The sequence below is a fragment of the Nocardia altamirensis NBRC 108246 genome, assembly GCF_001612685.1.
GTDB lineage: Bacteria > Actinomycetota > Actinomycetes > Mycobacteriales > Mycobacteriaceae > Nocardia > Nocardia altamirensis.
Window position 1 is genome coordinate 1 of record NZ_BDAY01000054.1, and the last position, 24,622, is coordinate 24,622.

20 protein-coding genes are annotated in these 24,622 nt (G+C 65.5%); 12 read left to right on the forward strand and 8 right to left on the reverse strand.

Features of this window, described 5'->3' with window-relative positions; translation table 11 throughout:
* The first annotated feature begins 294 nt into the window (after positions 1–294).
* Entirely contained in the window at positions 295–1,539 is a 1,245-nt protein-coding gene (gene tgt / locus NA11_RS27080; RefSeq protein WP_069164838.1) for a tRNA guanosine(34) transglycosylase Tgt, read from the forward strand.
* A gap of 52 nt (positions 1,540–1,591) precedes the next feature.
* Here tgt and NA11_RS27085 read toward each other — a convergent pair whose 3' ends face one another.
* Entirely contained in the window at positions 1,592–2,371 is a 780-nt protein-coding gene (locus tag NA11_RS27085) for a queuosine precursor transporter (RefSeq protein WP_245746204.1), read from the reverse strand.
* A 29-nt stretch (positions 2,372–2,400) separates the two neighbouring features.
* On the opposite strand from NA11_RS27085, the gene NA11_RS27090 reads away from it, so the two are divergent.
* Positions 2,401–2,946, forward strand: coding sequence for a DUF4190 domain-containing protein (locus NA11_RS27090; RefSeq protein WP_069164839.1), 546 nt, complete (start codon positions 2,401–2,403; stop codon positions 2,944–2,946).
* A gap of 99 nt (positions 2,947–3,045) precedes the next feature.
* Here NA11_RS27090 and NA11_RS27095 read toward each other — a convergent pair whose 3' ends face one another.
* The 3 genes from NA11_RS27095 to NA11_RS27105 are packed head-to-tail and all read right to left on the reverse strand — an operon-like array spanning position 3,046 to position 5,266.
* Positions 3,046–3,768 (reverse strand): RDD family protein, encoded by a 723-nt coding sequence (locus NA11_RS27095; RefSeq protein ID WP_069164840.1) that lies wholly within the window; start codon positions 3,766–3,768, stop codon positions 3,046–3,048.
* 47 nt (positions 3,769–3,815) lie between these two features.
* Complete coding sequence (gluQRS, locus tag NA11_RS27100; RefSeq protein ID WP_245746205.1) at positions 3,816–4,763, reverse strand: tRNA glutamyl-Q(34) synthetase GluQRS; 948 nt, start codon at positions 4,761–4,763, stop codon at positions 3,816–3,818.
* Positions 4,764–4,780: 17 nt separating this feature from the next.
* Positions 4,781–5,266 (reverse strand): DUF309 domain-containing protein, encoded by a 486-nt coding sequence (locus NA11_RS27105; RefSeq protein ID WP_069164842.1) that lies wholly within the window; start codon positions 5,264–5,266, stop codon positions 4,781–4,783.
* 440 nt (positions 5,267–5,706) lie between these two features.
* Here NA11_RS27105 and NA11_RS44155 point away from each other — a divergent pair, with 440 nt between their 5' ends.
* The gene (locus NA11_RS44155) at positions 5,707–5,892 is read left to right on the forward strand and encodes a DUF397 domain-containing protein (protein ID WP_439957102.1); all 186 of its coding nucleotides are present in this window, start codon (positions 5,707–5,709) and stop codon (positions 5,890–5,892) included.
* Between the two features lie 143 nt (positions 5,893–6,035).
* Here the strand turns inward: NA11_RS44155 and qcrB are convergent, their stop codons facing one another.
* Positions 6,036–7,691: a cytochrome bc1 complex cytochrome b subunit gene (qcrB, locus tag NA11_RS27110; RefSeq protein ID WP_069164843.1), complete on the reverse strand. Its 1,656-nt coding sequence runs from the start codon at positions 7,689–7,691 to the stop codon at positions 6,036–6,038.
* 233 nt (positions 7,692–7,924) lie between these two features.
* Here qcrB and NA11_RS27115 point away from each other — a divergent pair, with 233 nt between their 5' ends.
* Both NA11_RS27115 and NA11_RS27120 read left to right on the forward strand, forming a co-directional pair.
* Positions 7,925–9,403 carry a WS/DGAT domain-containing protein gene (locus NA11_RS27115; protein WP_069164844.1) on the forward strand — a complete coding sequence of 493 codons (1,479 nt, stop codon included), beginning with the start codon at positions 7,925–7,927 and terminating at the stop codon, positions 9,401–9,403.
* Between the two features lie 67 nt (positions 9,404–9,470).
* The gene (locus NA11_RS27120; protein ID WP_069164845.1) at positions 9,471–10,478 is read left to right on the forward strand and encodes a hypothetical protein; all 1,008 of its coding nucleotides are present in this window, start codon (positions 9,471–9,473) and stop codon (positions 10,476–10,478) included.
* Positions 10,479–10,490: 12 nt separating this feature from the next.
* On the opposite strand, the gene NA11_RS27125 is transcribed toward NA11_RS27120, so the two are convergent.
* Together NA11_RS27125 and NA11_RS27130 are read right to left on the reverse strand one after the other, a co-directional pair.
* Positions 10,491–11,129, reverse strand: coding sequence for a class I SAM-dependent methyltransferase (locus tag NA11_RS27125; RefSeq protein WP_069164846.1), 639 nt, complete (start codon positions 11,127–11,129; stop codon positions 10,491–10,493).
* Positions 11,130–11,165: 36 nt separating this feature from the next.
* Positions 11,166–11,645, reverse strand: coding sequence for a GNAT family N-acetyltransferase (locus NA11_RS27130; protein ID WP_069164847.1), 480 nt, complete (start codon positions 11,643–11,645; stop codon positions 11,166–11,168).
* Positions 11,646–11,851: 206 nt separating this feature from the next.
* Between NA11_RS27130 and NA11_RS46735 the strand changes: the two genes are divergently transcribed.
* The 4 genes from NA11_RS46735 (at position 11,852) to NA11_RS27155 (ending at position 17,635) form a co-directional block, all read left to right on the forward strand.
* Positions 11,852–14,065, forward strand: a complete 2,214-nt coding sequence (locus tag NA11_RS46735; RefSeq protein WP_245746206.1) for a bifunctional serine/threonine-protein kinase/ABC transporter substrate-binding protein — start codon at positions 11,852–11,854, stop codon at positions 14,063–14,065.
* Between the two features lie 99 nt (positions 14,066–14,164).
* The gene (locus NA11_RS27145; protein WP_069164848.1) at positions 14,165–14,731 is read left to right on the forward strand and encodes a TIGR03086 family metal-binding protein; all 567 of its coding nucleotides are present in this window, start codon (positions 14,165–14,167) and stop codon (positions 14,729–14,731) included.
* Between the two features lie 386 nt (positions 14,732–15,117).
* Positions 15,118–16,398: a cytochrome P450 gene (locus NA11_RS27150; RefSeq protein WP_069164849.1), complete on the forward strand. Its 1,281-nt coding sequence runs from the start codon at positions 15,118–15,120 to the stop codon at positions 16,396–16,398.
* Positions 16,399–16,408: 10 nt separating this feature from the next.
* A complete protein-coding gene (locus NA11_RS27155; RefSeq protein ID WP_069164850.1) occupies positions 16,409–17,635 on the forward strand; it encodes a cytochrome P450 family protein in 1,227 nt (408 codons plus the stop codon).
* 74 nt (positions 17,636–17,709) lie between these two features.
* On the opposite strand, the gene NA11_RS27160 is transcribed toward NA11_RS27155, so the two are convergent.
* On the reverse strand, positions 17,710–19,383 hold the full coding sequence (locus NA11_RS27160) for a M4 family metallopeptidase (RefSeq protein ID WP_069164851.1): 1,674 nt from the start codon (positions 19,381–19,383) through the stop codon (positions 17,710–17,712).
* Between the two features lie 506 nt (positions 19,384–19,889).
* On the opposite strand from NA11_RS27160, the gene NA11_RS27165 reads away from it, so the two are divergent.
* From NA11_RS27165 to NA11_RS27175, 3 genes are all read left to right on the forward strand, one after another.
* Positions 19,890–21,449, forward strand: a complete 1,560-nt coding sequence (locus tag NA11_RS27165) for a M1 family metallopeptidase (protein ID WP_084655106.1) — start codon at positions 19,890–19,892, stop codon at positions 21,447–21,449.
* A gap of 204 nt (positions 21,450–21,653) precedes the next feature.
* Positions 21,654–23,234: an FAD-dependent monooxygenase gene (locus NA11_RS27170; protein ID WP_069164852.1), complete on the forward strand. Its 1,581-nt coding sequence runs from the start codon at positions 21,654–21,656 to the stop codon at positions 23,232–23,234.
* Between the two features lie 246 nt (positions 23,235–23,480).
* The gene (locus NA11_RS27175; protein WP_069164914.1) at positions 23,481–24,533 is read left to right on the forward strand and encodes a S8 family serine peptidase; all 1,053 of its coding nucleotides are present in this window, start codon (positions 23,481–23,483) and stop codon (positions 24,531–24,533) included.
* The last annotated feature ends 89 nt before the right edge of the window (positions 24,534–24,622 follow it).

Consider the following 24,622-nt stretch of genomic DNA (forward strand, 5'->3'; position numbering starts at 1 on the left):
GCTGACCTCCGCAGTCAGTCACGGGTTCTCTCGTCCCAGCCGGCTCGCTTGGCTGTGCTCTCGTTTCGAGAGCTTTCAAGATTAAATTAGTCCAATTCTCGCTACCGTCCACTGGGATTCCGAGAGAGGCCGACTATCCACAGACCTTCCGTACGGTTCACAGAGGTTCACAGAGGTTCTGGGCTCTGTGAACCGTATAGATGCTCTGTGGATCCGCCGACGCGGTGTAGATGGTGGACGGGGGCGGGAGGGTGGGCTGGTGGGGTCGGAGGTGCGGCCTGGGAGGATGTTCGGGTGTCTGATCCCGCTACCTTTTCGTTCACTGTTGGTAACCGCCTGGAGGGGCGGCATGGGCGGGCGGGTGTGATCAGCACGCCGCACGGGTCGATCGCCACGCCTGCGTTCATTCCGGTGGGGACCAAGGCGACGGTGAAGGCGGTGTTGCCGGAGACGATGCGGGAGATCGGGGCGCAGGCGTTGCTGGCCAATGCCTATCACCTGTATCTGCAGCCTGGGTCCGACATCGTGGACGAGGCGGGCGGGCTCAGCAAGTTCATGAACTGGCCGGGGCCGACGTTCACCGACAGCGGCGGTTTTCAGGTGATGTCGCTGGGGGTCGGGTTCAAGAAGGTGCTTGCGATGGAGGCGGTCGACGTTCGCAGCGACGACGTGATCGCCAAGGGCAAGGAGCGGCTGGCCACCGTCGACGACGACGGCGTCACCTTCCGCTCACACCTCGACGGGTCCAAGCACCGGTTCACCCCCGAGGTGTCGATGGGCATCCAGCATCAGCTCGGCGCCGACATCATGTTCGCCTTCGACGAGCTCACCACCCTGCTCAACACTCGTGGCTACCAGGAGAAGTCGCTGCAGCGCACGCACGAGTGGGCGCAGCGCTGCCTCGACGAGCACGAGCGGCTCACCGCGGCCCGCACGCATCGCCCGTATCAGGCGCTGTTCGGGGTGATCCAGGGTGCGCAGTACGAAGACCTGCGCCGCAAGGCCTGTCGCGGGCTGGAATCGTTGCGTGGCAGCGAGGGAACGAGTTTCGACGGGTACGGCATCGGCGGTGCGCTGGAGAAGCACAACCTCGGCACCATCGTCGGCTGGTGCTGCGACGAGCTGCCTGAGGAAAAGCCGAGGCACATGCTCGGCATCAGCGAGCCGGAGGACATCTTCACCGCGGTGGAAAACGGCGCGGACACTTTCGATTGCGTGAACCCGTCGCGGGTCGCCCGCAACGCGGCGATCTATGTCGCGGAGGGCCGATTCAATATCAACACCAGTCGATTCCGGCGCGACTTCACCCCGATCGACGACACCTGCGACTGCTATACCTGCGCCAACTACACCAGGGCCTACCTGCATCACCTGTTCAAGGCCAAGGAGATCCTGGCCGCGACGCTGTGCACAATCCACAACGAGCGCTACACGATTCGGCTCGTCGATCGGATCAGGGCGAGCATCGAGGGCGGCTATTTCGACGAGCACAAGGCGGAGACACTCGGCCGCTGGAAGGGCCGCGTCGCGACGCCGTAGACCGGCGGCCGAGCTCCACTCGCGCGCCGCCGCCGGTCGTCGGTGTGTGTGGTCAGCTCTGTAGTGCGGGAACCTGGCTCGGCGCGTAGCTCGGCTCGTTCTTCTTGAGCCAGGCGATGACTCGGTAGGTGATCGGCAGCACGATGATCTCCGCGAGCGTCTTCCAGAGGAAGCCGACGACCACGTAGTTCACGAACTGGCCCCAGGAGTCGATGCCGATGGCGGTGGCCGCGATCGAACAGAAGATCAACGTGTCGCCGAACTCGCCGACCACGGTGGAGCCGATCAGCCGCGCCCACAGGTGTTTTTCCTTGGTGCGTTCCTTGATCAGCACCAGCGTCGCCGAGTTGAGCATCTCGCCGACGAAATAGCCTGCCAGGCCTGCGGCGACGAGCTGCGGCGTTGTGCCGATGACGGTGCGGAACGCTTCCTGGTTCTCGTAGAAGCTCGCGGCGGGCAACTCGATTGCGATTTTGAAGCACACCACCATGAGCAGCAGGATGCCGAATCCGTAGTAGATGGCCCTGCGCGCGAGTCGGAAGCCGTAGATCTCGCTCAGCACGTCGCCGATGATGTAGGCGAGGGGAAAGAGGAACCAGGCGCCGTCGGTGCTGATCGGCAGCAGCTCGATCGGTCCGAGCTTGACGGACTGATCGGTGAAGAACTGGACGCCCTTGGTGGCACAGATGTTAGAGATGATGAGCGTCGCGGTGAACAACGCCACGATCGGTGTGTAGTACCCCCGCGCCACCTGGGCGAATGCCGCATGCTTCGGCGCGGGGTGCCCAGGTTCCTGGGCTTCGGTTTCATTGAGCTGACTCACGCGCTTCATCCAACCAGGTTGTGGAATACCCTGTAGCAATGACGAATCCCGGCGATTCCGACGAATGGTGGAAGCAGTACGGCGGACAAGGCGTTTCGCCGGACTCCGGCGCGCAGGGTTCCGGCGCGCAGAGTTCTGTTCCGCAGTACCCGAATGCTGAACAGCCATCGGGATATCCGTCGGCACCGCAATATCCACAGCAGCCCGCCCAGCCGATGACACCGCCGCCGCAACCGCAGCAACAGCCCCAGTACCAGGGCTATCAACAGCCTGCCGCGCCCTACGGGCAGCCGCAGCCCTACGGATATCAGCCTGCCTACCAGCCGTATGGGATGCCGGGGCAGCAGGGCACCAACGGCATGGCGATCGGCGCGCTGATCGCGTCGCTGGCCGGCTTCGTCACCTGTGGCATCGGATCGATCGTCGGGATCATCCTCGGTGTCATCGGCTTGAATCAGGTCAAGCAGACTGGTCAGGAAGGCCGCGGCATGGCGCTGGCCGGCATCTGGATCGGTGCAGGCGCGATCGTGCTCGCCGTCCTGTGGTTCGCCGTCGTCCTCATCGCCGGAGTCTCCGGCGCATAGTCGCCGCCTGGTTCAGCACCTGAGCGCGGCCTCGACAAAAACGTCAGGGGCGCACCCGATAACGGGTGCGCCCCTGCTCGTGTCATCAGCCTGTCGGCGTCAGGCCTTGACGACCTGGGTGCCGCCGGCGAACTTGTCGTGCCAGCCCTGCTTGTTCGGGTCCTGGGAAATGGTGACCATGATGTAGATCGCCAGGCCGAGCGAGATCAGACCGCCAACGCACGGAATGATGTTCGCGGCAAGGAAGATGTTGCGCTTCAGCGAGGTGACCGGATCGATCTTGGCCGCGCCGCCGGGCGCGAGCACCTTCAGCCCGAGGATCTTCTTGCCGAGCGTGGTGCCCTGGGTGACTTCCATGCCGACGAAGTAGCCGAGCTCGACCAGCGTCCACACCGCGCTCAGACCGAGGGTCAGCGTGGTGTTGTTGCCGATCACGACGTACAGGATGAAGTACGGGATCATCAGGATCAGTGCGTCGATGACGCGCGCGCCGATGCGGGTGCCGAGGTCACCCGGCTGCCCGCCGTAGTTGTTGAAGCCACCCTGCTGCTGCGGGTACTGGCCGTACGGATCCTGCGGCTGCTGACCGTACTGGGGCTGCTGGCCGTACTGCGGCGGCTGCTGACCGTACTGCGGCTGCTGACCGTACTGGGGCGGTTGCTGGCCGTATTGCTGGCCGCCCTGGGGGAACTGTTGGCCGCCCTGCGGATACGGCTGCTGGCCGCCGCCTTGCGGGAATTGTTGGCCGCCCTGCGGGTACGGCTGCCCATACGGCTGCCCGCCCTGCGGATACTGGTTGGGGTCGTACCCACCGCTTGTCATAGTTGTTTGTCCTCGTCGAGTGATCAGTAGTTGGACGAATGCGTACGTTACGGACATCGACTGCGTTGCAACAACCCATTCCCGTCGAGTATCCACGGTTCGTGTGGCAGATGTGCCGGGTCGAAGCTGTCGAGCAGCCCTGCCGCCGTGGTCGCGGTGTAGCCGAGCGAGTCGGCGAGCAGGGCAACGATCTGCTCGGGTGTGCTGCCGAGCGCCAGCTGGTCGGCCATGGTCACCGCGCCGTCGCGCTTGGCGAGTCGCTGCCCTTCGGCATTGAGCACGAGCGGAACGTGGGCGTAGCGCGGCACCGGTAGGTCGAGCAAGGTCGCGAGATAGGCCTGGCGTGGCGTGGACGAGAGCAGATCGTCGCCGCGGACCACCTGATCGACGCCCTGTGCCGCGTCGTCGACCACCACGGCGAGGTTGTAGGCGGGGATGCCGTCGCCGCGTCGCAACACCACGTCGTCCACTTGGCCACGGTAATACCCGTGCAGGTAATCGAATATCACGAATTCGGTTGCCGTCGAACGCAAGCGCAGTGCGGCCTGGCGTCCTTGTGCCCGCAGTTCGGCGCGGTCCGATTCGGTCAGCGTGCGGCAGGTGCCGGGATAGGCGCCCATCGGGGCGTGTGGCGCCGTGGCCGCCTGCTGGATTTCCCTACGCGTGCAGAAACATTCGTAGGTGCGGTCGGCGGCGGTGAGCCGGTCGATCGCGGCCTGGTAGTGCGGAAGTCGCTCGGATTGCCGGACCACCGGGCCGTCCCAGTCGAGCCCGATTGCGGCCAGGTCTGCGAGCTGGCGCGCCTCGGCACCGGTCCGCGCTGGGTCGAGGTCGTCCATCCTGAGCAGGAAGCGCCGTCCGGTAGAGCGAGCGAACACCCAGGCGAGCAGGGCGGTGCGCAGGTTCCCCAGGTGCAGGTCTCCGGACGGGGTCGGCGCGTACCGGCCGGCGTCCAGTTCGGTACGGGCCCGGCTCGGGCGCGATGACAGGCGCACGTTGGCCATCGTAGGGGTCAGCCGCGCAGGCGCGGCGTCAGCTCGGCGGCGGGGATCGGTGTCTCGGCGTCGAGTGCGGCGAGCAGTGTTTCGGCGTGTGCGATCAAGCCGGTCCGGTCGATACCGTAGGGCATGTCCCCGTCCGCGTCGGGCTGGAACGTGCGCAGCCGGGTGACCGCGCGGGTGAGTAGGGTGCGCGCGCCGGTCGGATTGCCGCGTTGGATGTGTGTGACACCGACAGCGAGCTGAGCGAGCGCTTGCCACAGCATCCGCTCGGCGAACGGTCCGTTCTTCCACGCGGCCTCTAATACCTCGTGCGCGTTGAATGCTAATCCGTCGTCCAGCAGTTGCTGAGCGAAGGTGAGGGTTTGCTGTGGCGGCAGATCTAGATCATCGGGAATTCGGGCAACTCCGGCACTACCCGGCGGCAGCGGCCGCCCGAGTCGGTCACGCGGACGAGAGTTTCGGGCGCGACCTGCGTCGTCGCGATCGCGGTCAACCATGCTCCCATCATGCCCGGCCCCCGAGATGGCGTCGATGAGACAGTGTCCGATGAATGAAAAATTGACGGATCACGGAGCAATCACATCGGCTGAAATGTTTGCGGGACTGCCATAATGGGAATGGTTTCCGCATGCTGGCAATGTTCCCGCAACATTTCTTCTTCGCAAACTTGGCAGTTCGTATTTTCAAATAAGCTGGAGGCGGGCAAACTTTCGATAGACCTGCTAGTGTTTACCGCGCGGGGGCAACCTCGTGGGGTGTATTCACCCCGACGTACAGTGCGATAACGACGCACCGTGGAGTTGCGCGCTTCTACTAGGCGCACAGGGGATTCGGCGTTCCTGCCGGGTGCCGGTGCTAGTTAGGACGATGTCAGAAGAAATCTCGTTCTCGACGCAGCGAAGGAGCTAGTGCCGTGGAGGTTGATTTGACGGAGGCTGTGTGGCGTAAGAGCACATACAGCGGCCCTGATGGGAACTGTGTGGAAGTCGCCTTTCTAGTCGACGGCAATGTTGCGGTCCGTGACACCAAGGACAACGGATATGGTCCGGTGCTGGCCTTTGCGCCGGGTCAGTGGGACGCGTTCCTAACCGGAGTGGCGCAGGGGGAGTTCGGACGATCCTGACAGCATCAGATCGCCCGAACCAGTTAGCACGGGCCCCGGGTCGGTACGGACTCGGGGCCTTCGCAATATTCGGGCACCGGACGCGCGGGTCTGGCGTCCGAATGCGTACGTTTCACTTTTAGTAGGCGAACGAGCGGGTCCAGCTATCGGCCGGAACCGTTGTCATGGGAGCCATTTCCACTGCCGCTGTCCCGTTCCTGGTAATCGCGCAGCACTGTGAGCTGTTTGCGCTCTTCGGCATGGTCGTCGGCGAGATTGCGTTCGGACTCCTGCCACGGATCGGCGAAGAAGAAGCTGCCGGTTCCCGGCTTGCCTGCCAGGCCGAGCGTGCTCATCTTCTTCGGCACCGGAGCGCCCTGATACTCCAACGGGATCGGATGGCCGTGGTCGTCGACCGGGCCGAGCGGCTGATGCAGTTCGATGTACTCGCCGTGCGGCAGTCGCCGGATCACACCCGTCTCGACACCGTGTTCCAATACCGCCCGGTCGCTGCGCTGCAAGCCGAGGCAGATCCGGTAGGCGGCGAAGTAGGCGAACGGCGGGAGGATCAGGATGCCGATCCGCCCGATCCAGGTGGTCGCGTTGAGCGAGATGTCGAACTTGTAGGCAAGGATGTCGTTCACGCACGACAGGGTGAGCACCACATAGAACGCGATCGCCATCGCGCCGATCGCGGTGCGCACCGGCACGTCACGCGGCCGTTGCAGCAGGTTGTGTCTGGCGGTGTTGTCGCCGGTCAACCGTTTCTCGATCCACGGATACAAGAGCAGCACGGTGAAGACCAAGCCCATGATCAACGCGCCCCATACCGGTGCGGGCACCGTATAACGGCCGAGATACAGCTCCCACGGTGGGATGAGGCGCATCATGCCGTCGGTCCACATCATGTAGAAGTCCGGCTGCGAACCCGCCGACACCTGAGAGGGGTTGTACGGCCCCATGTTCCAGATCGGGTTGATCTGGAAGATGCCGCCCATGATCGCGACGATGCCGAGGGTGAATGCGAAGAACGCGCCCTGATCCAGCGAGAACACCGGGACGATACGGGCGCCTATCACGTTCTTCTCGGTGCGGCCGGGCCCGGGGAACTGGGTGTGCTTCTGGTACCAGACGAGCGCGATGTGCGCGGCGATCAGCGCGAGCATGATGCCGGGGAACAACAGCACGTGCGCGATGAACAGGCGCGGGATGATGATGGTGCCCGGGTAGTCGCCGCCGAACATCAACCAGTGCATCCAGGTGCCGATGATCGGGATGCCGAGGGTGATGGACGAGAACGCCGCCCGCAGGCCGGTGCCGGAGAGCAGATCATCGGGCAGTGAGTAGCCGAAGTAGCCCTCGAACATCGCAAGGATGAGCAGCAGTACGCCGATCACCCAGTTCGCCTCGCGTGGTTTGCGGAACGCGCCGGTGAAGAAGACCCGGAACAGGTGCACGATGATCGACGCCGCGAAAAGCAGTGCGGCCCAATGGTGTACCTGTCGCACGAAGAGGCCGCCGCGCACTTCGAAGGTGATGTTCAGCGACGTCTCGTAGGCGCGCGACATGGTCACGCCACGCAACGGTTGGTAGGAGCCGTTGTAGACGACCTCGGACATCGATGGATCGAAGTACAAGGTCAGGTACACGCCGGAGAGCAGCAGGATGATGAAGCTGTAGAGCGCGATCTCGCCGAGCAGGAACGACCAGTGGGTCGGGAACACCTTGTTGATCGACCGCTTGAGGAATCTCGCGGCCTGATATCGCTCGTCGGCGGAATTCGCCTGCGCGCTGACCTTGCGACCGAGTTGTGTTGCCATGGCCGACACTCCGCCCCTGGAGAGTGGTATGCGTTCTACTACAGACGGTAGCAGGAGCCGGGCGCGGAATCGATAGTTTTTCGCGTATGCCCTTGCGGATCAAGATCATTCAGGCGCTCACGAGGCTGTATATATAGAGCCTCCCGCGGGATGGCCGAGCAGTCGGCGGCCCGAGGAGTGATCCGGGGCCTCGGCGTCGCGGCGGGGTTCGATACTGTCGGTGCGTGAGGCGGATGGCGCCGCAGGACGCGACGATGTACTGGCTGTCGAGGCGGACACGCAACGACCTGTTCCTCGTGTACTGCTTCGCCGACAACGGCCGCCCGACCGAGGAACTGCGCGCGTTCGTCGCCGAACGCGGCGCCCGGATCGCGGATCTGCGGGTCAGGGCACAGGACGTGCCTGGCGATCTCGACTATCCGTCCTGGGTGCCGTGCGATTTCGCGGCCGATCAGTTCGTCGAACACGTATTGCCGGAACCGGATTGGGCGCATGTGCAGTCGGCACTCGGTGAACTGGTCGCCACGGTGCTGGATGCCTCGGCCCGAGCTTGGCGATTGACTGTCTTCCGCGGCATCAGCGACGTGCCGGGGCGATCGGTGGAACCTCAGCTCGAAATGGATGCGGCACCCACGCTCGTTGCTGTTGTCCAGATGTCGCATGCGCTGGCCGATGGGCGCCGTGCCGCTGAGATCGCGCGGGCGTTGTTCTCCGCTGATGAACCGGAGCCCGACGCAGGCTCGGGCGCCTCGCCGATCGAACGAATTCCCGGGGTGCGCACATTATCTGCACTGGTGCGGCCGGTGGTGCGGCGGCTGGCGGAGGTGTCGCCGGTCGACGCGACAGAGCTGCGGCGAGTGGTGCCGACGGTTCCGGTGGCTGCCGTGCTCGCAGTGCCGCAGCTGCCGATTCGATTGGCCAGGACCGCTGTTCGCGGCTACCAAGCCTTCCGGGCCCAGCAACAGCTCACCGAGCTGACCGCCGCCGGACAACTGCCGCCGCCAGGGCCCGGATTCCGGCCGAGCCGAGTGAATGGTGCTGAGACCGCGCAAACTTCGGCCCATCAGGTGCGGATGATCGTGTGCGACTCGGCAGCTCTGCGCGCACCCGGCCACACCCTCACCGTCGTCGTGCTGACTGCGGTATCGGTTGCCCTCACCCGCTACCTGGAACACTGCGGCGATCAAGTGGACCGGCTCGGTGCCCAGGTCCCCATGGCTCTACCGGATGCCGCAATACCCGACGCCCGCAACAACTACCGCAGCCTCAGCGTCGACCTGTGCATCGACGAGCCCGACCTCCGCCGCCGCGCCGACAAGATCGCCGCAACCTTGGCCGACCGCAAACGCCGAGCCAGGCACCCCCTGCTGGCGGCGCAGGATCGAGTTACCGCGGTCGTCCCCGCGCCGCTGCTCCACCGTGACGTCGCTGGCTACCCCCTCGACGCGGTTCCGGACTCCATCGCAGGTCACACCGTCGTCTCCAGCGTCGATCGCGGCCAGGCGGACCTCACCTTCGGCGGCGGTCGAGTCCGCTTCACCGGCGGCTTCCCCGCTATCGGCTCGGTGATGCGCCTGACGCATGGGATCCACGGTCTAGGCGACACCGTGACCCTCTCCCTGCACGCCGACAGCGGGACACTCCCTGATATCGACATCTATACCGACTTGCTCCGCGCCGCTGTGCACGAGGTAGCACAGGTACTGAAGTAGTACCGGGACAACGGATTACGCGCGTATTTCCCGCGACAGCAGGCCGCGAGGTTGGAAGACTGTCGCTATGAAAGAAGTTCATCGGGACGTGCTCGCGGTCGAGGGCGCGAAGACCCTTCTGTGGGTCGGGGGACGACTGTTCGACATTGCCAAAGGCTGGCAGTCGATTCCATTGGACGGGTCGGAGGGCTCGTCGATCTTCACCGGGTACGGCGATCAATTCGACGCTGCGGTGGTGGCACCGCAGGGTGACGTGGTCGCGCTACTGGCGAGCACCGGAACCAAAGGCCTGCTGCTGGCCTCGGATGCGCGATTTCTCCGCGAGATCAACCGGAGCTATTACCACGCGGACGCGTATCGATATCCGTTGGCCCTGTTCACATTGCCGGACGGCCGCACAGGGTTGGTGCACTGTCCGGAGGAGTACAACCGCTTGGAGGTCGAGGACGCGGTGACCGGCGAGCGCCGCACCGTCGGCGCGGACCGCACCCCGACGGACTTCTTCCATTCTCGGCTCGCGGTCTCGCCGAGCGGCCGGTATCTGCTCAGCGCAGGCTGGGTCTGGCACCCGTGGGGATGTATCGCCGTCTACGACCTGCACCAGGCGTTGGCGGATCCCACCGTCCTCGATTCCGACGGCAACGATCTGAACAGGCTCGTGCAACCCGAGGTCGCCGGTGCCTGCTTCGTCGATGACGACGTGGTGCTCAGCACCGCCGAGGACGACCCTGATCCGGAATCGGAGCTCGACCCCGATGAGCTGGCGCCGCTCATGCTGGCGCGCTGGTCGACGAGTACGAAGTCGTTCATCTGGCGCACCCAACTCGAGCTCGCCGCAGGCGATCTCGTGCCGATCGCGGGCCACGTTCTGGCACTCAACAGTCATCCTCGCCTCTTCGACGCGACGACAGGGGAACTCGTGGCGGAATGGCCGGACATCTCCACCGATTCCGCGGAGAGCTCGATCGTGTGGAGCCGGTCGTTCGCCGGACCGGCACGTGTCGCGGTCGATCAGACCACGCCACGGTTCGCCGTGACGGACGGCGAACGGATCACGGTCATCCACCTCGAATGATCGCCGGATTCTTCAGCCGATCGGCTTGTGCCACACCAGGGAATAGCGCCAGTAGACCAGGCGGCGCACCCGTGCACCAGGGAGCAGCGCGCGCACCTGTTGACGAACCTGGCGGGTGGTCAGCGGTGGGTCGAGGACCACTGGCATGTCGGCGTCGTTCGATTCGCGGGCGTGCCAGTCGCCGCGGCCTGCCGCGCGAAGAACCGCGAAGACCGCGCCGAGGGCTCGGTGGCCGAGGGCTGCCAGGAGTTCGATCGGCAGTTCGCGCGGGAGGTCTGTGCGGGGGAGGGCGACGGCGGCGAGGACGCCGCCGGGGCGCAATGCCTTGGCAAGGACCGGCAGGACCTCGTCCAAAGGTAGATGGTGCAGCGTGCTGATCGAGACGATCGCGTCGTAGGTTTCGTCGGGCAGCGGCTGGTCCAGGATGTCGCCGAGGAGGTAGGTGACGTTGCTCGGGGACCGCTGCTCGGCCGCGTCGATCATGACGGGGGAGCGGTCGATGGCGTCGACGTGGTCCGCGTGGTCGGCCAGTTCGGCCGCGAACGCACCTGTGCCGCAGCCGACGTCGAGGACCCGTGCGCACGGGTTCGGCAGGTGGCGCAGCAGAAACCGGTGGTAGAAGGTGTTGTGTTGCCAATCGATGCCAGCCATCGATCCCACTCTGCCACAGGGATTTCGGCGGCGACGCTACCCGAGGTCGAGTGTGGCGGTGACAGTGTCGCCGCTGACGGTCGAGGCCGCGGTGTCGAGCAGTTGGCGTGCCGCCGGATTGTCGAGCGTGGTGACAGCGACCATGCGGCGCGCGCCGACCTGTTCTGCGAGCGCGCGTAGTTGTGCGGCGACGGCGCGGCCGACACCGCGCCCACGATGGGAGCGTCCGATCCAGACGCCCGCTTCGACACCATCTTCGACTGGTTGCAGCCGCGCGGCTCCAACGACCCGGCCGCCTACTGCGATCACATAGGTGTATTCCACCGGCTGGTCCGCCCGCAGTGACCGCCCGCGGTGGAATTCGAGAAATGCCCGCCTGCGTTCGGCGTTCCAGCCTGGCTCTCCGTCCACCGGCGGCATGACCTCCAGCGGATCGGCGTCGCGAACCGCGGCGTCGAGCAGCAACGGGAGGTTGTCCTCCGTCAACAACTCGAGCGTGACCCCGTTCTCCTGCATGAGACCGAGCCTGCTCGACCGCCTGCCCGCCGGTCAACGGAATTCCTGCCGCAGCGATGTCCCCGGTGCCGGGACATTCCCTGGCTACGATGAGCGGGTAGGCGGCCGGTCCATGTCGGGGCCGGTGACAACCCAACAGTTCGGCTCGGGTCGGCAGGTCGTGTCGAAGGCGGGGATCTAGTGATACGTGCCGCTGAGAGGACGGGATGCTGCGCGCTGGTGAGGTTTTCGCCGGGTACGTGATCGAGCGCAGGCTGGGTCGCGGCGGCATGGGGTCGGTGTATCTGGCGCGGCACCCGCGGCTACCACGGCGGATCGCGTTGAAGTTGCTCAGCACGAACCTGCACGCCGACAAGGAGATGCAGGCGCGCTTCGAGCGCGAAGCGGAACTGGTCGCGCGGCTGGACCACCCGAACATCGTGGCGGTGTACGACCGGGGCGTCGACGAAGACGTGCGCTGGATTTCGATGCAGTACGTCGACGGTGTCGACGCAGGCGCGCTCGACCCGCAGTCGCTCGCGCCGGAACGGGCGGTGGAGATCATCGCCGAGACGGCGAAGGCGCTGGACTACGCGCACGCCGTCGGGGTGCTGCACCGCGATGTGAAGCCGGCGAACATCTTGCTCGCGCACGCGACGGCGGGGCAGGGGGAGCGGGTCCTGTTGACGGACTTCGGGATCGCGCGCCTGCGCGACGAGTCCAGGCAGCTGACCAGGACCGGCACCTTCACCGCGACACTGGCGTACGCGGCGCCGGAGCAACTGTCGGCGACGACGGTCGATCATCGAACCGATCAATATGCGTTGGCGTGCAGCCTGTTCTGGCTGTTGACGGGGACGGCGCCGTTCGAGGCGGACAGTCCGGCAGCCACGATCGCCGGGCATCTGCAGCAGCCGCCGCCTTCGGTCCGTGATCGCAGGACCGGTCTGCCCGCCGCGTTGGACGCGGTGTTGGCGAAGGCGCTGGCCAAGCGGCTTGATGAGCGGTTCGAGTCCTGTACCGAATTCGCCACCGCGGCGCGGGAAGCGTTGGCGGCCACCGCTGATTCCGTGGCGGTAACCCGCAGTTTGTCGGAAGACTCTGTGGCGCATCCTGTTTCCGCACCGACGGTGCCACAGTCGTGGGCGCCGCCGCGCACGCCGTCGGCAGGCACGGGCGAGCCCGCGACAGCGACGCTGGTGGCGCGACGTCCGACCGCGCGGTATCTCGGCGTCGGGGTGGCGGCACTGGTCGTCGTCGCGCTGGTGGCGGGAGTCGTCTGGGTCATCGGGCGGTCAGGCCCGGATAAGCCACCGACCGACGCATCACGAACCATCGTCTGGTCCGGCGCCATCGCGCCGGGAACGGCGAGTGCGCCAAGGGCCTTGGCGCCGCTGGCCCAGCTCGACGCCCAGGGCAGAGAACTCACCAGCTCGACTACCGCCGCGACCCCGACAGGCGACGGCAAAGCGACGTGCAAACCCGTAACCATTGCGACGACAGCTGGTCCGGAAGCCGGGGTCGGCGGCGGCGCGCAACTGGCCGTCGACGAATTCACCAAGGCGAACCCGGGCTGCCCTGTTGCGCTGAAGAAGTTCGACATCGATCCGTCGACGGCCGCGAACGTCGCCACCCAGATCGCGAACGACCCATCGATCGTCGCGCTGATCGGGCCGGTGTTCTCTCCTGAAATCCAGGCTGTCGGAACGGTTCTCGACGGCGCAGGGCTGCCCTTCCTCACGCCGTCGGCGACCGATCCCACCCTGTCCGGCAATGGTTGGCGCACCTTCTTCCGCGGTTTGGCTGCCGATGACGTGCAGGGCACCGCATTGGGGAAGTACCTGGCCAGCACCTCCCGCAACGTCTGCGTACTGCGGGACCGGAGCGGCTACGGCAAGAGCGTCGCCGGAAACGTCGTCGCTGCACTGGGTTTCGTGACCGATCCGCGCTGTGCGGCGTTGGATATCGCGAAGGGCGATCGCGACTTCGCCACCGTGGTCGCCACTGTCACAGCCGCCGACCCGGACACGGTGTTCTTTTCCGGTTTCTACGAAGAGGGCGCCGCGCTGCTCGAGCAGCTGAGACGCGCCGGAGTCCGCGCGCGTTTCGTCTCCGCGGAAACCACGCTCACTCCGGACTTCATTGCCCAGGCCGGCAATGCGTCCTCCGGCGCGATCGTGGCCTGCTCGTGCGGACCTGTCGTCAGTCAGTTCGCCAACGACTATCGAACGCGCACCGGACAAGCCCCCGGCCCCGGTGCGGTGGAAGCCTACGACCTCACCACGATCATCCTGAAGGGCATTGCCGCAGGCCGGACCACGCGCGCGGGCCTGGCCGAATACCTACGCGGCTACGACGACCCCGGCCTGGCCCGGACCTATCGGTGGACGGCCACCGGCGATCTCGTGAACCCGCAAACCTGGCTTTACCAGGTCAATTAGCAGCCGTCGGCGGCTAGCGATGAGTTTGGATCTCCTGGGGCGTCTACCTCGGTAAGGGCATGTGGCACCGCTCAGAGTGCTGCCCGAGGAAGGATCGCCATGATCGACTTGAAGCCTGCCTGCGACACGATGATCGGCCTGTTGATCGGCACTGCCAACGACCAGCTGACCAACCCGACGCCCTGCAGTGAGTACAGCGTCGCGTTGCTCATCGATCATGTCGATGCGGTGGCGCGAGGGTTCGTCGCGCTCGCACGCAAGGAGCTGGACGCCACGCCCGAGCCCGTCAAAGGGCCCGACCAGCGCCGCACCATCGCCGAGTGGCTGTGCGAGCTCGGCACGGCGTGGGACGACCCGGCCGTCTGGCAGGGCAGTAGCGCGGCGCCCGGTGGTCCGGAACTGGCGAACGAGGTGTGGGGCAAGATCGCGCTCACCGAGCTGGTCGTGCACGGCTGGGATCTGGCGCAGGCGACCGGCCAATCCTTCGTGCTCCCCGAAGCGACGTTGCGGGCGTGCCTCGATCACGTCGCGGTGTTCGTGCCGAATGCGCCGGTTCCTGAGCTGTGGGGTCCGGCGGTCGAGGTGTCGGGGGAGAGCTTGATCGACCGGATCGTGGGGATCACCGGTCGTGATCCGCACTGGAGTGCTGCCACCACCCGGAGCTGATTCGTCGCTGCCTTCGGCGGTATTCCACAGCAGCCCAACCGGTTTGTCAGCTGTCGGCCATCGGGCAGTCCTCGGAGCGCTGACCTGCAACGTGTTGCCGCATCGAGAGAGATTCTGCCGCAACGCTGCTACCGTGATCGGGTCGCCGAAGCGGGGTGACACGTTGGTCCGGCCGGGGGGTTACGCAGTGCGTTCGTCGAAATCGGCTGGCCTGCATGATCTGTGACATATCACCGGTGAATCCGTGCCTCCCGCAGCATGTTCCGGTCCTCGACGTGCAGCTCTACCGTGGGGTCCCTTATGGTCGGATGGAACCTGATACACCTCCGACCTCTCGAGACGCACGTGACCGAGGCACGTGTCCCGCGCCGCCGACCTCTGGAGCCATGCCTTTGACCACCTCACAGTTCCCCGCGCCCGCGCCCGAAAGCCGCACGTCAGGGGTCTGCCCCGTGGCACACGGATCACCCGTCGACACCGACGGTCCCCGGGTACTCCTGCACACCGAGGAGTTCGCCGCCGACCCGCATCGCGCCTACGCCGACATGCGGCGCCGCTACGGCTCGCTGGTGCCGATCGAGTTGGCCCCTGGCGTGCCTGCCACCCTGGTGGTCGGCTACCAAGCCGCGCTGCGTATTCTCAATGATCCCGAACACTTTCCGGCCGATCCCCGGACCTGGCAGCAGAGTGTGCCCGAGGACTCGCCCATCAAGCCGATGATGGAGTGGTACCCGAACGCGCTGCGCAACAGCGGCGCCGCGCACGTGCGGTATCGACAGGCCTACACCGCCGCCATCGATGGAATCGACCTGCACGCACTGCATTCCACGGTCGAGCAGATCGCGATCCCGCTGATCAACACCTTCTGCGCGACCGGATCGGCAGACCTGGTCACCCAGTACGCGTTTCCGCTCGTCTTCGAGGTGCTCAACCAAATGGTCGGCTGCTCAGCCGAACTGGGGCAGCGGGTGGCGACCGGCATGGCCGCGCTGTTCGACACGGTCAACGCGGCCGAGGGCATGCGGATGCTGAGCGAGGCGCTGCTGGAGTTGATCGCGCTGCGGCGCGCGGAACCCGGCGACGACGTGACATCGCGTCTGGCGCACCACCCGGCGAACCTCGACGACGTGGAGATGCTCTCGCAGCTGATCAGCTTCTACGGCGCAGGCATCGAACCGCAGCAGAACCTGATCATCAACACTCTGCTGCTGATGGTCACCGACGATCGCTTCGGCGGCGATGTGCTCGGCGGCAGCCTGTCGACCAGGGATGCACTCGACGAAGTGCTGTTCAACGACCCGCCCATGGCGAACTTCTGCACGTCCTATCCGCGCCAGCCGATTCTGATCGACAACAACTGGCTGCCCGCGCACCAGCCGGTGCTCATCAGCTTGGCCGGCTGCAACAACGATCCGGAGATCCGCGGCGGTGACCGCACCGGCAACCGCTCGCATCTGGCGTGGAGCGCTGGCCCGCACGCCTGCCCGGCCAAGTCCGTCGCGTATCTGATCGTGCAGGACGCCATCGATCAGCTGCTCGACGCGCTGCCCGAGATGCAGCTCGCCATGCCCGCCGACGAATTGACCTGGCGGCCAGGGCCGTTCCACCGTGCCATCGCGTCGCTGCCGGTCGTTTTCCCCAAATCTCCGCCGTTGAACTTGCTGTAAGGAGCGTCTGATGGAGCATGAACCGCTAGTCCTCGACCTGACCGGTGCCGATATCCAGGGCGAGAACGCACGGATCCGGGCGCGCGGACCCGTTGCCCTTGTCGCGCTGCCCGGCGGCGTTCCTGCCTGGTCGGTGACCGACGCCACGGTGCTCAAGGGCCTCCTCGCCGACCCGCGCGTCTCGAAAGACGCTCGGCAGCATTGGTCTTCGTTCATCAACGGCGAGATCACCGAGGCGTGGCCGTTGCATCCGTGGGTAGCGGTGGACAACATGTTCACCGCCTACGGCGCGGATCATCGGCGGCTGCGCAAGCTGGTGTCGCCTGCGTTCACCCACCGTCGGACGACCGAGTTGCGGCCGCGCATCGAGGCGATCACCGACGGCCTGCTGACCGCGTTGGCCGCCACCCCACCCGGTGAATCGGTAGACCTGCGTGCCCGATTCGCGTATCCGGTGCCGATCCAGGTGATCACCGAGATGATGGGCGTGCCAGATCATCTCGGTCCAGGTCTGCACAAGTGCGTGGACGGGTTCTTCGACACCTCGTTCACGCCGGAACAGGCCCAGGCCAATTACCTCGAAATGTATCGACTGGTCAGCGAACTCGTCGCCTATCGGAGGGCGTCTCCCGGCGACGACGTCACGAGCGTCTTGATCGCCACCCGCGACGAGGACGGCTCGCAGTTGTCCGAGAAGGAACTCGTCGACACCCTGATGCTCGTCATCAACGCCGGGCACGAGACCACCGTCAACCTGCTCGATCAGGCGATCTTCGCGCTGCTGACGCACGAGGAGCAGCGCGCCGATGTCGTCGAGGGCCGGGTGCCGTGGTCCGATCTGGTGGAGGAGACGCTGCGGGTGGAGGCGCCGGTCGCGCACCTGCCGCTGCGCTACGCCGTCGAGGATATCGAGCTCGACGGCTGGCGAATCCCCAAGGGCGAAGCCATTCTCGCCTCGTACGCGGCCGCGGGTCGCGACCCGAAGGTGCACGGCGCCACCGCCGACGACTTCGATGTGCGCCGCACCAACAAGGACCACCTGTCCTTCGGCCACGGCGCCCATCACTGCATCGGTGCACCACTGGCCCGGCTGGAGGCGGCGATCGCACTGCCCGCGATCTTCGAGCGCTTCCCGAAGATGCAATTCGCCGTCGACCCAGCGGAATTGGCGCCGGTGGGTAGCTTCGTCTCCAACGGTCACCGCCAGCTCCCGGTGTACCTGGATCCTTCGGAGTAGTTAATCGAGTGACCCGAATGTCTCACCGCGCCAAGACGGTGCGGTGAGACATCCGGTTTCGGTGTGTGCGACTGCTAGGTGCTCTGGTTCAAGCGCGGCAGCTTGACGGCCTTGATCGCGTTGTCCACCTGGACACAATCGGCGGCCGTTGTGCCAGCGACTCCGTTGCGGACGTTGGTGTTGCACGCTGTCACCAGGGCGCTGGCCAACGATCCGTAGGTGGAGTTGGCCGTCAGCACCGTCTGGGTGGTCCAGTACAGCGCCGCGGTCTTCGGCAGGCCGATTGCGGTGACGGCCTGGCCGTTGAGGCTGCCGCCGTCCACCATCAATTGCGCGGCCTTGTTGCCGACCCCACTGTTGGTGTGCACCAGAACCGACTGGTTACTGCCGGTGTACCAGTTCGGTCCCTTGTAGGTGTCGGGCTGCCGGTGCGCCTTCGGGTTCTGCATATCGCGGATCACGCCGACCGAGCTGCAGGCACCGATCTTCCACCGGTTGGCGGGGATGTTGCACGGATTCGAGGTGTTGGTGAGGAACACCAGCTCGCCGAAGATGTCCGACATCGACTCGTTGATCGCGCCGGGCTCATTGCGATAGACCAACCCGCTGGTGTGCTGGGTGACGCCGTGGCTGAGCTCGTGGCCGGTGATGTCCTCGGTGGCCAGGCCGCTGCCGAAGGCCATGTGATCGCCGGTCCAGAACGCGTTGGCGTAGGGGCACTCGTCGGTCGTGCAGAGGCGGACGGTGCCGCGCAGTGCTTTTCCGTTGCCGTCCCTGGTGTCGGAGCCGATCAGATCGGTCAGGTTCCGCAGCTGGGTGTACTTCGCGTAGAACCCTTCGGTCGTCCCGAAGTAGTCGAAGATGTTGTCGACGTCGGCAACACCGACCGGGCCTTGGCCTTCTTTCCTGGTGGCGGGGAAGCCGCTGATGCTGCCGCACACGGTCGGGTCGTCGGGACTCTCGATGTCGACGCGCGCGCTCTTGGCATCGCAGACAACACGATTGAGGTGCTTGCTGTCGTCCCAGCTGTCGAGCACCTTGCCGGTGTTGGTGGCATCGACGAACACGACCCAGCGACCCGGTTTGTTCTTGTCGCCGTCGCCGTGCACATCGACCTTGAACGCAGGGACCGCCACGCTCTTGGCCTCGGGGACGGAGGCCAGCTGCGCGTCGTACCAGTACGGCGTGACCCCGGCGATGGTGAATTTGTCGGCCGGGAGTTTGGCCTGACCCGCAAGCTTCGCGATGGCCGTCTTGCCAACGGCCTCCGGCGGTTTCGTCGACGTGTACTTGCCCCGTGACTGCTGCGAGAGCGATCCGGTCGCGGCGAGCAGCGATCCGTCCGCGGTCAGTGACTGCGCGACCGTGGCGGCGAAGACCGGGACGGAGTCGATTTCCTGGCGCAGGCGCACCGTTGTTCCGTTGCCGACCGCGAAAGTGCTGTCGACGACCAGGTCACCGACTTTGTTGTTGTTGAACGACTTTGCGACGCCGGCCGCGTGTGCCTGGGCAGCCTTCGGTGCTTCGGCGGGTGTGCCTGCGGGCGCGGGAATCGGCGCCTTGGGGACCACCTGTCGCACGGTGCCTTGGGGATCTTTTGTCACCTCTTTCGGCACGGCGGACAGATCGGATCCCGGCGCCGCAGGCGGCTGCGCGAAAGCGCCGGGACTTGCCGCGAAAACCATTGTGCTGATCGCGAAGACCGCGAGGGCGGAGCCGTATGCTTTCTGTCTTTTTCTTGGATACATGTATTCGATTGGAAGTATGTGAGGTCGGCGAGCGAGGCGTATTGGCCTACGCGGTATCAGATGTTCTTGTTTCGTTAACTAACGATGTTGTGCGGCAATAACTTTCGCCAACTGCCTGGCCTTTTGGGAGAAGATCTCAGGCCGGCGGCCCGTCTATCGAGACAGCGTCGAAAGCCGAGCTCAGGAAGGGAAAACGTACGGGATCAGTAGTCCCGTCCTACCTTTCGCGCCTGTCCATTAATGCCGCGCCGCGCTGCATATACGGCAATTGTTTACATAATCCAGGAAAACCCTTGATATGCAGGCGATTCCGACTGTTAACCTTCCGTTTAACTTCTGTTAATCTTATTTCCGTACCGCGAAAGACGCCGATGGGATGATTGCTGCACCGCGCGGTCCGCACCAAGTTACCTTGCTCTGCTGTTGATTTCAGATTCGATCGGATGAAATTTCTTGGCACCCTCGGGTGTTGTTTCGAAATCTTCAACCAAAAGAGGTTGTCTATCATGCAATTACAGAGTTCATTCTGTGTCACGTCGAAATCGCGGCAGCGGCCGATCCGATTGTCCTCCTTCCTGATCGCGCTCGGCCTCGTCGTCGGCGGTACCTCGATCGCCGTCGCGGCGCCAGGCCAGAGTGCGCCGCCGCCGGATGCGGCGAATGGCGCGGCCGCCGCGGATCCTGGCTCGGACGGGCTCGGTGACCCCTACTACCCGAAGGACGGCAACGGGGGGTACGACGCGCTGCACTACGACGTCGCCCTCGACTACGACCCGCCGAGTCACCGCCTGACGGGCAAGACCACCATCGCGGCACGGGCCACCCAGAACCTGTCGTCGTTCAATCTCGACTACGCCGGTCCTGCGGTGAAAGCTGTTGCCGTCAACGGTCAAACAGCCCGCTTCCAGCGCACCGGCGAACACGAGCTCGTCATCACGCCCTCGGCCGCGCTGACGCAAGGGAAGGCGTTCGCCGTGACCGTCGACTACTCCGGCGTCGCGGCCGACACCAAGGGCAACGGCTGGACGTATTCACCGTCCGGTGGCGCCTTCGCCGCGGGTGAACCGCATTCGGCGACAACGTGGTTCCCGCTCAACGACACACCGCTGGACAAGGCGACCTTGTCCGTGCGTGCCACTGTGCCCAAGGCGTGGGGCGTCGCATCGAACGGGCGACCGGTCTCCGACACGCCCGCGCCCAACGGCAAGCACACCGTTGCCTGGGAGGCCAAGGACCCGATCATCGGCTACCTGGCGACGATCGCGATCGAGAAGTTCACCAAGCTGAGCCAGAAGCGTGCCGACGGAACACCTTTGGAGAGCTACTTCGCGCCGAACGCGACCCAGAAGCAGTCGCTCGAGAAGCAGGTCCCCAAGATCCTCGACTTCGCCGAGCAGCTGTACGGCAGGTACCCGTTCGAATCCGGTGGTGGCATCTACGTCGACACCGACCTCCAGTTCTCGCTGGAGACCCAGACGCGGCCGATCTACGCGCCGTGGGTCGACCTCAACACGGTCATCCACGAGAACGCCCATCAGTGGTGGGGTGATTCGGTATCGATCAAGCAGTGGAAGGACATTTGCTTGAACGAGTGCTTCGCCAGCTACACCGCCGACCTCGTGTGGCCGGAGCGGATCGGCAAGCAGGACCCCGACAAGATCTACCTCAAGGCGCTCAGTACCGCTGACCAGCGCGGCATTTGGGCAACACCGCTCTACGATCCCGGGGTAGGCAAGGAGTTCACCACGGTGTACTCGCGCGGCCCGCTGTTCCTGCACGCGTTGCGCCGCACCGTCGGCGACGCCGTATTCTTCGCCGCTGTCCGCGATTTCGCGCAGAGCCACAAGAACGGCAACGCGTCCATCCCCGAGTTCCGCCAGTTCGTCCAGTCGCGTACCAGCAAGAAGCTGGACGGGTTCTTCGACGCCTGGCTCAACGGAAAGAAGCGCCCCGCCGACGAATACCTGTACCCGGGTGGCATCGGTGACCCCAAGGACCGCGGCCTCGAGGCGCCCCAGTCCGAGGAATGGGCGAATTGGCCCTTCGGACAAGGGGGCCGTCGATAACCCTGCGCTACGCGGAGGCGACCGGATAGCGCAGTAAGGACCCGTTGGTCCAGCTTGCTTCACCGCAGGCTGGGCCAACGGGCTCGTTTGGGCCCGTGAAATGCTGCTGAAAGCCTGGTGAGACGGCCATCTCGGAGAGTTGTGTGCAGGCCGGGGACTCAGCCCCCGGCGTGCTCGAACCCGAGTGAGTAAGAGGAGCTCGACATGGCCGTCGCGGACGCCGAGGTGGATGTTGTGATCGTCGGTGGTGGGCCGGTCGGGCTCACCGCGCGGGCACTGCTGGAACGGTGGGGTGTGCGGGTGCTGCTGGTGGAGAAGCGGCGCGAGTTGTCGCCGTTCCCGCGGTCTCGGCTGGTGAATGTGCGGTCGATGGAGATCTTTCGCCAACTCGGGGTGGCGGACACGATCACGGCAGGCGCGTTCCCGCCGGAATATGGCCGTATTCGGTTCCGCGACACCTTCATTGCCAGCGACTTCGCCAGCGCGGGGATGGTCGGGATCAACGCGCCGATACCGGAGAGCCCGGTGATCGGCGTGGTCACCTCGCAGGATCGGCTGGAACCCGTGCTGCTCAATGCGGGGTCGGCGCCGGTGCGGTTCGGCGTCGAGCTCTGCGAGGTGCGTGAGGAGGGCGAGCAGGTCGTCGGCGTGCTCGTCGACCACGCGAGCGGTGCGCGGACCCGCGTTCGGGCCCGCTATCTGCTCGCGGCCGATGGCGCGAATTCCACTGTCCGGCAACAGCTCGGCATCGGCGCCACCGGGCCGGGGGCGCTGGGGAACACCACCACCGTCGTGTTCGACGCCGACCTGCGCCGCTGGTCCGCCGACCAGCCTGCCGGGGTCTACTTCACCGCCTACGGCACCGTGATTCCGCTCTACCCCGAGGGCGGGTGGGCCTGGTTCGGGCCAACGCCCGAGGATTCCGCACAGACCGATTGGCGCACCGTCGTTCAGCGTGCCCTCGGCGGCGACGTTCCCGTCGACGTGCTCCGGGTGCAGCATTGGGTGCTGAACGCGTTCGTCGCCGACCAATTCGTCAACGGCAGGATCGTGCTGGCGGGCGACGCGGCGCACGGTATGCCGATCGCCGGTGGTCTCGGCATGAACGCGGGCATCGGGGATGTGCACAACCTGTGCTGGAAACTGGCGGGCGTGTGCCAAGGATGGGCCGCGCCAAGCCTTTTGGCGAGTTACGCGACGGAACGGCACCCCGTCGCGCACCGAACGCTCGGCCAAGCGGTGGCCAATACCCAACTCATGATCCAGGTGCAGCACAAGCGCCGCGAGCAGCTACAAACCGGCTCGGCGCAGTCCCAGGTCGAACTGCCTTGGACCGAGGCGTATTTCGCCCAACTCGGTCTGGTGCTCGGCGTCGCGTACGACACCGACGACGTGGCTGCAATGCCCAGCGATTCAACGAAGGGCAGTCCAGCGTCGGCGGGGCCTGAATTGCCGGACACCGGAACGGATTACCGCCCCACCCCGCAGCCAGGCCACCGCATGCCACACCAGTGGCTCACCGCCGGACACTCCACTCTCGACGCTCTCGGCGAATGGTTCACCCTCCTCACCCCGGATCCGGCCTCGTGGCGGCAACCGAGCACCGCCTCCTGGCCGCTGCATGTCGAGACCCTGCCCCGCGAGTGCCTCGACTCCTACGATCTCGGCCCGCACGGAGCGCTGCTCGTCCGCCCCGACGGTCACATCGCCGCGCACTGGAAGGATCACGCGCCCGGCGCTGCCGCGCTCCACGATGCGCTGGTCGCCGCGACCCGGCGCGGGTAATCGGCATGTGGCGAAAGCGCGGGCGGCGGTTTAGCAGGTGGTCGCCGAAAATGCGCTTATGCCTCAGACTTGCCCGTCACAGCAATCTGCTGAATTAAGTACAAATTGCTGCTCATGACTCGCGCTGTTCGAATATCAATTACTGAGCAATTGTCCAGTAACATAATTGATCGGTACCGGATAAATCTGGCACAACGCCCAGTCAGGGCGCTGCTGCCGAAAATCTTGGAGTAACCGATGCGAATCATGCGCACGCGAACCTATTCGACGGCGTTACTCGCCGTCTGCACAGTTGCCGCCACCGTGGTCGCCCTGGCGGCCCCGTCGAACGCGGCTCCCAATGACCCGTTGTTCGGTAAGCAGTGGGGCCTCACTCAGATCAATGCCCCGCAGGCATGGTCGTCGAGCACCGGCGCAGGCGTCGTGATCGCGGTGGTCGACAGCGGCGTCGACCTGCATCACCCCGACCTGCAGGGCAAGCTCGTCCCCGGCGCCACCTTCGTCAATTGTCCCCAGGGCCAGCGCCCATGCGGCGACGGCGACTGGAAGGGCACCGACGGCATCGGCGACGCCGCCGACGTGCACGGGACGCACGTCGCGGGGATCGCGGCCGCGGCGACCAACAACGGGATCGGCATCGCCGGGGTCGCCCCCGACGCGAAGATCATGCCGGTGAAGGTGCTGGAGACAATCGGCTTCTACGAGGACATGGCCGACGGTGTCCGGTGGGCCACCGACCACGGCGCCGACGTCATCAACATGAGCTTCGCCGGTCTGCCTCATGAGCAGCTGCTCGCGCTGCTCGGGCTCGAAACGCGCCTCTCGGACGCGATCGGGTACGCGCTCGGCCATGGCGTCGCGGTGATCGCCGCAGCGGGCAACACTGCGACTCCGCTGTGCCGGGATCCGGCATTCACCCGCGACGTGATCTGCGTGGTCGCCACCGACCGGAACCAGCTGAAGACCTGGTACTCCGAACTCGGCCTCAAGCCCGACCTGAAGGTGGTCGCGGCTCCTGGCGGCGCCGGACTGATCAACTGCGACGACGACGTGTTGTCCTTGGTCCCGACGGGTGCGGGCTCCTGCGGCCAGCAGGATTACGGCACGCTCTCGGGCTCATCGATGTCGAGCCCGCACGTCGCCGGAGTCGCGGCACTACTGGCTGCTCAGGGGCGGAACCGGGCAAGCATCTACAACGCGATCCTTTCGACCGCTCGGACGCCACTGCTCGGCCGTGGGTTCTACACCCCGCTTTACGGCCGCGGCATTGTCGACGCCGCGGCTGCCGTCGCCTCCTAGCGGACGGTGAATTCGGCGGGGGCGCGGGCTGATGCGGTCGGTTGGTCGTGGTGCTGATGCTGATCCACCCACGACCGGTGGCGATGTTC

Coding starts and splice junctions, on each gene's coding strand:
- NA11_RS27175 (WP_069164914.1), top strand. CDS start 23,481: ATGCGCACGCGAACCTATTCGACGGCGTTACTCGCCGTCTGCACAGTT.
- NA11_RS27085 (WP_245746204.1), bottom strand. CDS start 2,371: ATGAAGCGCGTGAGTCAGCTCAATGAAACCGAAGCCCAGGAACCTGGG.
- NA11_RS27130 (WP_069164847.1), bottom strand. CDS start 11,645: ATGCAGGAGAACGGGGTCACGCTCGAGTTGTTGACGGAGGACAACCTC.
- NA11_RS27095 (WP_069164840.1), bottom strand. CDS start 3,768: ATGACAAGCGGTGGGTACGACCCCAACCAGTATCCGCAGGGCGGGCAG.
- NA11_RS27145 (WP_069164848.1), top strand. CDS start 14,165: ATGATCGACTTGAAGCCTGCCTGCGACACGATGATCGGCCTGTTGATC.
- NA11_RS27120 (WP_069164845.1), top strand. CDS start 9,471: ATGAAAGAAGTTCATCGGGACGTGCTCGCGGTCGAGGGCGCGAAGACC.
- NA11_RS27165 (WP_084655106.1), top strand. CDS start 19,890: ATGCAATTACAGAGTTCATTCTGTGTCACGTCGAAATCGCGGCAGCGG.
- NA11_RS27090 (WP_069164839.1), top strand. CDS start 2,401: ATGACGAATCCCGGCGATTCCGACGAATGGTGGAAGCAGTACGGCGGA.
- NA11_RS27115 (WP_069164844.1), top strand. CDS start 7,925: ATGGCGCCGCAGGACGCGACGATGTACTGGCTGTCGAGGCGGACACGC.
- NA11_RS27125 (WP_069164846.1), bottom strand. CDS start 11,129: ATGGCTGGCATCGATTGGCAACACAACACCTTCTACCACCGGTTTCTG.
- NA11_RS27170 (WP_069164852.1), top strand. CDS start 21,654: ATGGCCGTCGCGGACGCCGAGGTGGATGTTGTGATCGTCGGTGGTGGG.
- NA11_RS27150 (WP_069164849.1), top strand. CDS start 15,118: ATGCCTTTGACCACCTCACAGTTCCCCGCGCCCGCGCCCGAAAGCCGC.
- qcrB (WP_069164843.1), bottom strand. CDS start 7,691: ATGGCAACACAACTCGGTCGCAAGGTCAGCGCGCAGGCGAATTCCGCC.
- NA11_RS46735 (WP_245746206.1), top strand. CDS start 11,852: ATGCTGCGCGCTGGTGAGGTTTTCGCCGGGTACGTGATCGAGCGCAGG.
- NA11_RS27160 (WP_069164851.1), bottom strand. CDS start 19,383: ATGTATCCAAGAAAAAGACAGAAAGCATACGGCTCCGCCCTCGCGGTC.
- NA11_RS27105 (WP_069164842.1), bottom strand. CDS start 5,266: ATGGTTGACCGCGATCGCGACGACGCAGGTCGCGCCCGAAACTCTCGT.
- NA11_RS27155 (WP_069164850.1), top strand. CDS start 16,409: ATGGAGCATGAACCGCTAGTCCTCGACCTGACCGGTGCCGATATCCAG.